This is a genomic window from Ktedonobacter sp. SOSP1-85 (assembly GCF_016587415.1).
In the GTDB taxonomy this organism is placed as follows: domain Bacteria; phylum Chloroflexota; class Ktedonobacteria; order Ktedonobacterales; family Ktedonobacteraceae; genus Ktedonobacter.
In genome coordinates this window covers 4,268,842-4,280,813 of record NZ_BNJI01000001.1, presented here as the reverse complement: position 1 = coordinate 4,280,813, position 11,972 = coordinate 4,268,842, and the positions used below count along the sequence as shown (strand labels likewise).

Sequence of the window (11,972 nt, the reverse complement as noted above, 5' to 3'; positions counted from 1 at the left end):
TCATTTAGTTGAAAAAAACTTTACTTCAGAGGTAATTCGACGAAGAACTCGCTGCCCTGGCCGGGCTGGGATTCGCACCATATGCGGCCTTCGTGGCGCTCGACGATCTCTTTGGAGATGCTCAGGCCCAGGCCCAGGCCCTTTTTCGTGGAGGCTTCGGCGTCAGGGGTACGATAAAAGGTGTCGAAAACTTTTTCGAGCTGATCGGGGGCGATGCCTTTGCCATGATCGCGCACATGGATCAGCGCCTTGCGCCATTTGCGCTCAACACAGACCTGGACCACGCTCCCCTCTGGAGAATACTTGACCGCGTTCCCCACAAGATTGATCAAGACTTGCTCGATCCGATCTCGATCTACGCTCACCATGACCTCCTTTGGCGGCAACTTTAGCTCTATATGCCGTCCGGTGAGCAATTTCTGGTCATCAACCACCTGCTGGCAAAGCTCATTAATGTTTAGCTTACTCTTATTAAGCGCCATCTTACCTGTACGCAGACTGCTGACATCGAGTAGCTCTTCAATTAATGTCGTCAGGCGTACTGTCTGTTCATTAATACGCTCCAGGGCGGTACCCATATCGCTCACATTCATCTCGCCATCCTGCTTGGCCAGGCGGCGCAGAGCCAGCTGGGCCTGGCCGCGAATAGTGGTGATAGGTGTCTTCAATTCATGAGAGGCAATGGAGAGGAAGCGATCCTTCGTTTGATTGGCATCCTCAAGCTTCTGGTTGCTAACCTCTAATTCAGCGGCATATGCTTTCAGCTCTTGCTCGGCTATCAAGGTCTGCCAACGCGCACGCTCGCGCTGGGCCGTGATGATGGCAATCGTAATGCCAGAAATGAAGAATGGGAGGATTCGTAGACCATCCTCCCAATGTTGCCAGCTAATGCTCTGGTTATAACCGATAAAGAAGTAATCAATATAGAGTGCGCCCAGCAGCACCGTAAAGAGCGAGGGCATGGTACCCCAGAAGGTGGCAATAAACAGCACCGGGAGCAGAAGCAGCGAACCCGCAAAATAGATTCCGCCCCCACCTATCCAGCCATCAAGGGCTTGCTGTCCCCAGCCAAGCAGGCCCACGAGCAAGATGCTCAGGAGATAGCCAATCAGTGGGTGACGCCATAGTGGAAGGGAGGCGGTAAAGTTTCTTCGTAATTCCGCCCGCTGCTCGAACGTCATACGTCGAATACGCCTTCCCTGGTGATCGATATATGTATCTTTTTGTGTTGACTTCGTGGTCGTCATCCGCTCTATCCCTATTGGAACGCCTCTGCTCTTCTCAATTATCAACTCCTGAAAGTCATTTTCCAGGAGTTGGACTGCGCTGCTTTATTATATCCTTGCCAGGCGCTCATTTTCTACCTGCATACTCGCCTCTTGCATGCGCGCATCGTGCATCGCAATCAAAGGTACCTCTGGATGAGAACGTGCGAAGTGATGAAGCTCTAACAATGTCTGTAAGGCCGTAGCTTTATCGCTCGTCACACCATTCCAGAAGAGCGGGTGGGGCGTCGTTGGATAGAGGTAATTTTCGGCCACATGCGCGGCATCGCCCAGGAAAAAGAGGCGAGCACCATTGGCGCGATTGATGAACATACCGGTATTGCCAGGAGTGTGGCCCGGCAATGGAACGAGCACAATAGAGCCATCACCAAACACATCCAGACTGGAACGGAAACCTTCATACGAAGGCCCCTCCAGGTCAAAGCAGGTAAGAGGACTACCCTCCATCAGACGCCATACCAGACCCTTATGGAGGGGAATCACACCTTGCTTGGCTGCATCAAACTCGACGCGATTGACGCGCAGCGGCACACCTACGATATCGGGAACACCGCTGACATGGTCCCAGTGCAGGTGCGAGAGCAACACAAAGTCCAGGTCTTCCGGTTTTAGGCCCTGCTCATGTAAGGCCCCACGCAGTGTCTGTTCTACTTTGAAGCGGGCCAGCGTCTGGCGAAAAGGCAATGGCTGATCCTTCAGGTGCTGATAGATGTCGCCACTCAAGCCTGTATCATAGAGGAAGGTACCCTGAGGATGCCGAATCAGAACCGAACTGTGGGCAATCTTTCTCGGCTTGAGCGAGAGCGAGCCACGAACCATGACCAGCTCGGGCCAGAAGACGCTTCCACAGCGCAAAATATGAACATCCACGTCGGGTAGCTGCTGGTCCCGCTGTTGCTTCTCAGTACCATTCTCTCCGGCGGGCAACAATTGCATGTTAAAACGAGGAGGCATCAAACTTTTGATCGCCGCCCCAACACCGAGCGCTGTCAGCGATACTGCTCCCCAGGCTAACCACTTATTCACTCGCTTTGACTGCATTCTTTTCTCCTGGCATAGCTAGATTAACTCCTGGTGTGCCAGTGGAAGCTCAAACCAGAACGTTGATCCTTGACCGGGAATACTCTCTACACCTACATGCCCATGATGGTGCTCTATAACTGTCTGGCTGATGTAGAGTCCCAGTCCCAGCCCAACGCCAGAACCACTTAACACCCGGATCTTTGGACATTGATAGAAACACTCCCAGACACGCTGCTGCTCTTCCACAGTAAGACCCTGCCCTTGATCGCGCACCTCCAGGCGCACGCACGCTCCTGCTCGCTGAAGAGATAGAGTAATCTCCTTGTCGGCGGCCGAATACTTTAAGGCATTGCGTAGATAGCTATTTACTACCTGGGAGATTCTTCCCGCGTCAGCAATAACTGTCAGGGTATCGTCTGAAGAGAATTCTTTATGTATTGTACGTTCAGGGTTGACCTTTTGTTGCTCACTGACAACCTGCTCCACTATTGCGCGCACATCGCATTCATCTTGCCGCAGGTAGGACGCAAAGCGCCCAGACTGAATCCGCGAGATATCTACCATGTCACTTACCAGGTTGGAAAGCACACCGATCTGGCGCTCGGCACGCTCCATCAGGTCGCTGGCCATCTTAATCTTATCAAATGTCTCTGCCTCATGTATATCCAACTGTTTCATAGCCGTCTTGAGGCGTCGCATCGCCAGTTGAACGTTGACTTTAATCGCAGTCAATGGAGTACGTAACTCATGGCTGGCAACACCAATAAACTCTTCCAGGCGTTGGGCCGTGGCATGCAAAGTCACGACCTGATGCCGTGTCTCCTCACGCGCACGCAGGAGATGCTGCCGCTCGCTAATCAGTACAGACGTCTCTCGTGCCAGATCACACTCTTGTATGTCAGGGTGGGCGGACTCTACGTGCTGGGACATTTCTAACTCTTCACGCTTGCGCTCATCAATGTCGGTGCCGATAAAGATCCACTCCCGCACCTTGCCATACTCACCCAGAACGGGAATGGCACGTACACCAAAGTGGTGGTAGATACCATCAAAGCGCTGGATACGATATGCAAGCTCATACGGTCTCCCGCTGAGGGAGGCGCTTTGCCAGGCATGCTCCACCCACTGTTGATCCTCGGGATGAACCATCGCTTGCATATCTTGATAGCTCAACCGCTTGCCGTACTGCCCGGTATAAGCATGCCAGGCCTCCATCTGGCGCTCCATAGCCCCTTCAGCATCCACTACCCACACCATTTGCGCTAATGCCGCGGCCAGAGAACGATAGCGCGCTTCGCTCTCGTGGAGTTGTCGCTGCAAATTGTTTACTTCCACGCTTTTATATTGTCCCCATTCAGGACTTTTGTCTGCCATCATACGATGCTGCCTTTATTCTTCAACTTCAAAAGTTTTGATATAGACATTTTTACCACCGCCCTGACCCGCTTATGACCACCCTCACCTACTCCTCCAGGCACCTCCCAGGCCCAACAAAACCTCCCAATTTTATAGAGACGTACAGATTATCATGCCTAGATTTTCTGCCAAAAAAAGGGAAGTTTCTTTCACTTGCTCTTTACACGGCTGAGTTCTCAGAATAGATGCAAGCAACCTCTTTTCCCCAGGGATAGAACTCTGTGCCAAAAAGCCAGGCGACCGGGAATCCTCCCGGTCGCCTGGCTTTTTCTTATCTGCGGCTTCGCCTGTGCTAGGCGTTATTTTTCACCGCCTCGTAGGGGCGAACAACGATTTTCTTATCTTCCACATCGACGTATACCGCCTGGCCACTGACAATTTCACCTGCCAGCAAGGCATCTGCCAGCGCGTCATCGACATAGGACTGGATGGCCCGGCGCAATGGGCGGGCGCCATACTCCTCATCGAAGCCTTCCTCAAGCAGGAAGTCACGGGCGCCATCACTGACCACCAGTTCGATCCGCTGCTCGCTCAAGCGTGAGCGAACCTGGTCCAACAAGAGTTCAACGATGCTGTAGAGCTCTTTCTTGGCCAGCGAGTTAAAGACAACGATCTGGTCGATACGGTTGATGAACTCAGGGCGGAAGACCCGCTTGAGACCCTCAAACGCCTTCGAGCGCATGGCCTCTTTCTGCTCCTCGCGCAGAGACTCACCCTTCTTGATGGTGAAGCCAATGTTCGCGGCCTTCTTCAGGTCTGAACCGCCTACGTTACTGGTCATGATCACGACAGTGTTCTTAAAGTCGACCGTGCGACCCTGACCATCGGTCAGGCGACCATCATCCATGATCTGCAACAGGGCATTGAAGACCTCAGGATGCGCCTTCTCAACCTCGTCAAAGAGGATGACACTGTAGGGACGACGGCGTACCTGCTCCGTCAGCTGACCACCCTCGTCATGCCCCACATATCCGGGAGGGCTACCAAACAGACGCGAGACGGTATGCGGCTCCATATACTCCGACATATCGAAGCGAATGATGTGGTCGGCACCACCAAAGAGTTCAGCGGCCAGAGCCTTCGCCAGCTCGGTCTTACCAACACCAGTTGGACCCAGGAAGAGGAAGGACCCAATCGGGCGCTTCGGATCTTTGAGGCCCGCACGCGAGCGGCGAATCGCACGCGCCACGGCTGAAATGGCCTCATCCTGGCCGATAACATGCTTGCGCAGGTCCTGCTCCAGGTGGCGCAGGTTCTGACGCTCGCTCTCCAGCATCTGGCTCACTGGTACGCCGGTCCAGGTCTCTACGACCCTGGCGATATGCTCGGGGGTCACGATGAGTGAGACTTCATCCTGAGACTTACCACGCGCCTCGCTCAACTTCTCTAGCACCAGGAGTTCTTGCTGGCGCATCAAAGCCGCATGCTCGTAGTCTTCCGCGTTCGCCGCGGCCTCTTTCTGAGCCTGAATCTCTGCCAACTCTTTCTCGAGGTCAGCGATCAAAGTTGGACTCAAGATGCCCTTCTCGGTCGCCTCCAGGCGCAGGGCGGAACCAGCCTCGTCCATGACGTCGATAGCCTTATCAGGCAGGAAGCGATCATTGATATAGCGATCAGACAGCTTTACCGCGGCCTCAATAGCCTCATCTGATATACCAATGCCATGGTGGGCCTCATAATTGGCGCGCACGATATGCAGCATGTCGATGGCTTCCTCGACACTGGGCTCGCTCACCATAATTGGCTGGAAGCGGCGCTCCAGAGCGGCATCCTTCTCAATATGCTTGCGGTACTCGTCCAGGGTAGTGGCACCAATACAACGCAACTCACCGCGTGCCAGGGCAGGCTTGATCATATCACCCGCGCCAACCGCGCCCTCAGCCGCGCCAGCACCAACAACAGTATGCAATTCATCAATAAAGACGATTGTATCGGGATTATCGCGCAGTTCTTCCAGAATAGATTTGATACGCTGCTCAAACTGACCACGGAACATCGCACCTGCGACCATACCGCCAATGTTGAGCGAGACAATGCGCTTGCCACTCAGATTGGGTGGAATATCACCCGATTGAATGCGGCGTGCCAGGCCCTCAACGATTGCAGTTTTACCAACACCTGGCTCGCCAATCAGGACAGGATTATTCTTCTGCCTGCGACCCAGGACAGTAATCATGCGGCGTAGCTCTTTCGCACGCCCGGCGGCAGGATCAAGTTTCCCCTCAGCCGCTTCAGCCGTCAGATCGCGACCATATTGATCAAGCGTGGGAGTCTTGCTCTGCTTCGGCTGCCGTTCAGCCGTCGCAGTATTGACACTCCCCTGACCACCCGAAGCTTTCTGTGAACCGCCCGAGAAACCAAATGGGAAGGGAGCACCTGCAATATCCATATTGTCAATGCCACCCATCTGGCCCATCGCGTTCATCAGTTCGTCAACGCACGACTGGCACAAGTAGTGCGATTCGCGTCGCCCGTCAACCATCTGATCTACACGAACACGCGCGGGATTCTTTCGACAACGCTCACATTTCATTATTTATATGCTCCTCATCTTTTCTCAAGATAGGGGATGATTCCCTTCGGTTAGTAGTTAGCAATTGGTTCGTCTGACTGCTAAAAGTATAGCATATTCTTTTTGCTCTGTCTAGCACTCTTGCGACTTGATTGCTAACTCACCATTTATAACAGCGGCTCCGTTGGTATTATTCCCGGTATAGCGTTCACTTACGGCAATGTTCCTGACACGCTCTTTGGGATGCTATTTCAAGGTGTCACAAAACATTTCACATGTGTATCCACAATAACGCCAGGCTTACTATGCTTATTCCCTTCCGTGAGTGCTCCCCACACATGCTCACCGCCAGATTCGGCTGCTTCAGTAAAACGAGACCGATAAAAGTTACTTTCTTCTTTTACGAACATAGAGATGGAAAAGATACGCAACTATTCTCTCTAGTAAGAAAGACGCTGCTCGCACCAAATATATGCGACTGCTCCTGAGAGCTATTACATCAGAATATTATCGGCATATCTCTTTCCTTCAACATCCTACGCCCTTATCACAAGAGACGCATAGGATGTGATATATTCAAAAAGTATGGTAATGTCGCCAAGCAAGACAAAGGAGATCAGGATTATGGATTTCGCCTATTCGGAGAAAGTCGACGCTCTACGACAGCGCCTGACTAACTTTATGGAACACGCTATTTACCCCAACCAGCAACGCTATAAAGAACAGATCGCGGCCTCAGGCAATCCTCACCATCACGCGGAGATCGTTGATGAACTGAAAGAACGTGCGAAGGCAGAGGGTCTCTGGAACCTCTTTCTGCCCGACACTGAATACGGAGCTGGCCTGACTAACCTGGAGTATGCGCCCCTGGCTGAGATTATGGGTCGTGTCACCTGGGCATCGGAGGTCTTCAATTGTGCGGCCCCTGATACTGGAAATATGGAAATTCTTGCTCAGTTTGGCACGGAGGAGCAACAACAACGCTGGCTGCGTCCCCTCCTTGATGGCGAGATTCGCTCGGCCTTTGCCATGACGGAGCCAGATGTGGCCAGCTCTGACGCGACCAATATTCAACTAACCATCATGCGCGATGGAGACGACTATGTACTCAATGGGCGCAAATGGTGGATCTCGGGGGCGGCTCGCGAACGCTGCAAAATCTTTATCGTCATGGGAAAGACCGATCCCCAGAATCCGGCCCGCCATAAGCAGCAAAGTATGATCCTGGTGCCACGCGACACCCCTGGACTGACCGTGGTTCGTAACCTGCCTGTCATGGGCTATATCGATAATGAAGGCCACTGCGAACTGCGTTTTGAGAACGTGCGCGTTCCTGCCAGCAATCTCCTCGGTGAGGAGGGGAGCGGCTTTGCTATCGCTCAGGCACGCCTTGGGCCCGGTCGCATTCATCATTGTATGCGCTCCATTGGTACAGCCCAGTACGCGCTTGAACTCCTCTGCCAGCGCGCGACACAGCGCGTCGCCTTTGGCAAACCGCTGGTCGAGCAGGGAGTTATTCAGGAATGGATCGCGCAGTCGCAGTTGGAGATCGAGCAGGCGCGGCTGCTCACGCTGAAAGCGGCCTGGCTCATCGATACCCAGGGCAAGAAGGCCGCGAAAGATGCCATTGCCATGATCAAAATCGTGGCGCCCGAGGTACATACCAATGTCGTCAGCAGAGCCATGCAGGTCTTTGGGGCTGCAGGCCTCAGCGATGATTTTCCGCTGGCCTCCCTCTGGGCGCATGGACGCACGTTACACATTGTGGATGGGCCAGATGAGGTTCATAAGCGCACCCTGGCACGCTCCATCATCCAGCAGCTAACACAAGACTAATCTATCCATCTACACCACTATAAAGGACCCTTATGGAGAGCAACGTACAGCAAGACCCGTTTCTTGTTCATCGCCAGCACGCGGCAGAGCTCTTTCTGATCCGCCATGGAGATGCGATCCCCGAAGCAGACGAAATTATTCCCAGTGGCGTGTATGATAATCTGCCCTTGAGCAAGATTGGGCGCCAGCAGGCCCAGGCACTGGCCGCACGCCTGAAGAGCAGCCATTTTGACGCGGCCTATAGCAGTCCCCTGCGCCGCTGCCAGGAGACTGGCGCGCCACTTCTGGCTGAGCTAGGGTTACAGGCCATCATCGTGGAACAGCTCAAAGAGATTCGCCTCGACGACCTGGTTCCCATTCCAGAGATCCCCGAAGGGGCCGATCTCGCCATGCTGACCCAGGCACTACATGAGCGCCAGGACAAGATAGTGCGTATTGCAGGTTCCTCGGGCAACTGGGATGCCTTCGCGCACAGCGAGTCATCGAAGGCCTTTCGCCAGCGCGTCGTCCAGGCACTTGACGAGATCGCGAGTCGCCATCTTGGGCAGCGCGTGCTCGTCTTCGCCCATGGGGGCGTCATCAACGCCTACGTCGCCGAGGTCCTGGGACTGGAGAAAGAGTTCTTTTTCCCCTGCGCCAATACCTCGCTCACCCTCGTACGCGCCTCAGGAGACACACGTGTTCTCTATATAATGAACGACATTGCCCACCTGAGTATCCCCTCGGCCCAAAACTCATAGTTAAAATACCAACGCAAGTGGAGCAATGCCTGCGTCACAATGCTTCTCGGATTTTGAGAAAGTTAAAAATTGATCTGGTGGTGAGGATGGAAATGTTAGGTCATACAAGTCTAGAGATGATGGATACTACCTGTGGGCATACGACGCAAGATCAACACAAAGAAGCTGCGCAGGAAATAGGGCATCTCTTTGAAGGAGAAGAGAAAGAATAGCAGAGTTATATTAACATCTGGTAATGGCTCAAGTGAGCCATTACCATCTACTTCGTTATTTAGAGACAATTGGTTCTACATAATAGTGATATGGATTTCTGGTAAAAGTCTTATGATTTCGCCAGTTCCACCTGGACATAATGAGCAAGATGACGAATACTCCTCCATCAGCCATTCCTTAACCATCGGCCATATGGTGTTGAGAGCCAGTTCTGCACCGGCACCTTGTTCATTTACGAGCTCTTTTCCCAGTCTCTCTGCCTCTGCACCGTGTTGGAGACATGAAGGCTAACCTCTTCACGTCTGCTCTTTGCTCTTGGGTCGGCAAAGAGCGCAAAAAGGAGAGGACCAGCGAAAAACATGACGGTATGCAAAACGAGGGTGAACGCTAGGGAGGTGGTCTGGTCTGGAGTGTAGGTGCCAGAGGTGAGGTGGCCAATGAGTACCCAGATGAGGAAGGAGCCGATCATGGCAAAGAGCCAGCCCCACTGTCTTTGCCGAAGCGATTGGAGTATAGCGGCACCGCTAGCGGAGAGCAGGATCATCCAACCTAGCAGGAGCAGGAGGGAGAGTTCCCTGCTAGGCATCCATCCACCAAGGAGACGCAAATGCCAGGAATCCGGTCGCACTGGCTGGACCTACATCGGTTGCTGGGCTTTGTTGCGGCAAGATGCCAATGTGCCCCATTGTATCTTCGTCAGATATAACTGCTCTGCCTACCAAAGCCCAAGCGCTGTCACTTGAAGCTTGTCGTGCTGTTCCCAGAAACTGGTAGTGAATCGGGTCATGAGACAGGCGAGCCATTTCTGCGGTAAAGAGGAAGGCATGAAAGGACGTGATGGCGAGGCCAAAGACGATGATGGAAGTGATGGTGGGAGAAGAGATGAGCGTTTTTTGGGAAAGCGAGCGAGATGGCGCCTGCTCTGATGCAGAGCGCTCATGCGATTGAAATCGTTTCATTGGAAAGATCCTTCTTCCTTAGAAATTTCTCCTTGCTTTTGTCCAAGCAGACAGAGAAAAGACGAATGTACTCGGAAAAAGGTTCCCTCTCTTGCAGATGCCTGAGACATCATGCCGGTTGGTAGCAATGCGCAAGTGAGTTGTTTCGCGCAAATATTTTTCATAGGGAGGCGAGAGCAGGAATGGCGCGTTACCCCGAACGGTGCAGAGCACAGACCCTAGAGGCTGATATGAGTTATTGTTGTACATTCTAATGTAAGAGTGAAGACACTTGAAATGGCTTGCTATGAGGGTTTATATGCTTTTATAAGAGGATGAATTTGACACCTAAACTTGACACCTTATGTGGTATATTTTCCTGGTCTTTGCTGGACATATGTAGATGAGATTTGCCTGGTGTTGTAGAGGGAATAAGCCTGTGGGCTCTTTTGTTGGAGTGAGTTTGATTGTTCATTTGGTTACTGCTATAATAGAGCTATGAAACCTGCCATGCTTCACCATATATGCCTGTCGTTACCGACAACTCTTGCGCGTCATATTTGCCTGATTACCATTGAGCGTTACCTGCTTACAGCCGGGTAGCGACGCCTCATTCTGCCTTCCACCATGCCATGAGTAGAGAGCAATCGGGACCCCTGATTGCATGGCACAACCCTCATTGCAGACCTTAATAGAACCTATAATTATTAGCTGTCTTTTTCACGAAAAAACAAAGCATTTTACCTTCCCTGTCCGCGCATGACTTATGCCCCTGGCTGCAACGAGTATGCCAGGCGTACAGAGAAGAGATAGAGAAGCGAGAGGAACCCGGTCGCTATGGATCTAATGGACAAACTGGCCACACTGGCTACACGCTACGAAGAACTAAACAATTTGATGGCACAGCCCGATGTGCTTACCGATATAGCGCTCTTGCAGCGCTATGGTCGCGAGCAGTCTGAGCTATCGACTGTGGTTGAAAAATACCACGAGCTGATTGATACGGATAAGCAGATCAAGGAAGCTCAGGAGATGTACGACAGCGAGGAAGGCGAGCTGCGCGACATGGCGTTTGAAGAGCTGGAACAACTCAAAGCCAGGAAAGAGCAGCTCCTGGAGGATGTCCAGGTCGCCCTCCTCCCCAAAGATATCATGGACGAGAAGAATGCCGTCGTGACCATCCAGGGTGGAGCGGGTGGCGACGAAGCCGCGCTCTTTGCCGCTGACCTCTTCCGTATGTACAGTCGCTACGCCGATGGCCGTCGCTGGAAGATCGAGATTCTTGACGGGAACGATACTGAACAAGGCGGCTTCAAAGACATTACCTTTGTGATTAGAGGGAAGGGAGCCTATAGCCGGATGAAGTACGAGGGCGGCACCCATCGCGTGCAACGCGTCCCCTCGACCGAGGCCAACGGCCGCATCCATACCTCAACGGCCAAGGTCATCGTCCTGCCAGAGGCCGACGATGATATCCAGATCGAGGTAAAGGACTCGGATATCCGCGTCGACGTCTATCGCTCCACAGGCCATGGTGGTCAGAGCGTCAACACCACCGACTCGGCGGTACGTATCACGCACCTGCCAACTGGCCTGGTTGTCACCTGTCAGGATGAAAAGTCGCAGTTGAAGAATAAGCAGAAAGCCCTCAACGTGCTGAAGTCACGCCTGTGGGACCTGGAAGAGGCCAAACGCCAGGAAGAGCTAGGAAAAGCACGCCGCTCACAGGTACAGACGGGCGATCGCAGCGAGAAGATTCGCACCTATAACTTCCCCCAGGACCGCGTCACGGATCACCGTATTGGCCTGACGCGCCACAACTTACCGGGCATTCTGGATGGCAGCCTCGATGAATTCATCGATAATCTGATTACCGTCGACCAGGCCGAGAAACTCCAGGGCATGTTCGTCTAAGTGGTAGTGTTCAGTAAAAAAAAGAGGGGAGGTGCAGGAGGGAACCCTCCTGCACCTCCCCTCTTTTTTTTACTGAACACTACTCTGTTGCGTA

Annotated in this window: 10 protein-coding genes; 3 read left to right on the top strand and 7 right to left on the bottom strand. The window is 52.9% G+C overall.

All coding sequences use genetic code 11. The features are described 5' to 3' along the window. Positions 1-20: 20 nt before the first annotated feature. The 4 genes from KTE_RS17915 to KTE_RS17900 form a co-directional block, all read right to left on the bottom strand. Entirely contained in the window at positions 21-1,247 is a 1,227-nt protein-coding gene (locus KTE_RS17915) for a cell wall metabolism sensor histidine kinase WalK (protein ID WP_201383173.1), read from the bottom strand. An 87-nt stretch (positions 1,248-1,334) separates the two neighbouring features. After that, positions 1,335-2,327 carry an MBL fold metallo-hydrolase gene (locus KTE_RS17910; protein WP_201383170.1) on the bottom strand — a complete coding sequence of 331 codons (993 nt, stop codon included), beginning with the start codon at positions 2,325-2,327 and terminating at the stop codon, positions 1,335-1,337. An 18-nt stretch (positions 2,328-2,345) separates the two neighbouring features. After that, positions 2,346-3,686, bottom strand: coding sequence for a cell wall metabolism sensor histidine kinase WalK (locus tag KTE_RS17905; RefSeq protein ID WP_201383168.1), 1,341 nt, complete (start codon positions 3,684-3,686; stop codon positions 2,346-2,348). A gap of 331 nt (positions 3,687-4,017) precedes the next feature. After that, complete coding sequence (locus KTE_RS17900) at positions 4,018-6,258, bottom strand: ATP-dependent Clp protease ATP-binding subunit (RefSeq protein ID WP_201383166.1); 2,241 nt, start codon at positions 6,256-6,258, stop codon at positions 4,018-4,020. A 603-nt stretch (positions 6,259-6,861) separates the two neighbouring features. Between KTE_RS17900 and KTE_RS17895 the strand changes: the two genes are divergently transcribed. Then, positions 6,862-8,073 carry an acyl-CoA dehydrogenase family protein gene (locus KTE_RS17895; protein ID WP_201383164.1) on the top strand — a complete coding sequence of 404 codons (1,212 nt, stop codon included), beginning with the start codon at positions 6,862-6,864 and terminating at the stop codon, positions 8,071-8,073. A gap of 32 nt (positions 8,074-8,105) precedes the next feature. Continuing rightward, positions 8,106-8,813, top strand: coding sequence for a histidine phosphatase family protein (locus tag KTE_RS17890; protein WP_201383162.1), 708 nt, complete (start codon positions 8,106-8,108; stop codon positions 8,811-8,813). A 445-nt stretch (positions 8,814-9,258) separates the two neighbouring features. Here KTE_RS17890 and KTE_RS17885 read toward each other — a convergent pair whose 3' ends face one another. From KTE_RS17885 to KTE_RS48885, 3 genes are all read right to left on the bottom strand, one after another. Next, positions 9,259-9,612, bottom strand: coding sequence for a hypothetical protein (locus KTE_RS17885; protein ID WP_201383160.1), 354 nt, complete (start codon positions 9,610-9,612; stop codon positions 9,259-9,261). Further along, the gene (locus KTE_RS17880; protein ID WP_201383158.1) at positions 9,605-9,985 is read right to left on the bottom strand and encodes a hypothetical protein; all 381 of its coding nucleotides are present in this window, start codon (positions 9,983-9,985) and stop codon (positions 9,605-9,607) included. The genes KTE_RS17885 and KTE_RS17880 overlap by 8 nt, the downstream gene beginning before the upstream one ends. 513 nt (positions 9,986-10,498) lie before the next feature. Beyond that, on the bottom strand, positions 10,499-10,630 hold the full coding sequence (locus KTE_RS48885) for a hypothetical protein (RefSeq protein WP_255552902.1): 132 nt from the start codon (positions 10,628-10,630) through the stop codon (positions 10,499-10,501). Between the two features lie 171 nt (positions 10,631-10,801). On the opposite strand from KTE_RS48885, the gene prfA reads away from it, so the two are divergent. Continuing rightward, on the top strand, positions 10,802-11,878 hold the full coding sequence (gene prfA / locus KTE_RS17875; protein ID WP_201383156.1) for a peptide chain release factor 1: 1,077 nt from the start codon (positions 10,802-10,804) through the stop codon (positions 11,876-11,878). Positions 11,879-11,972 lie beyond the last annotated feature (94 nt).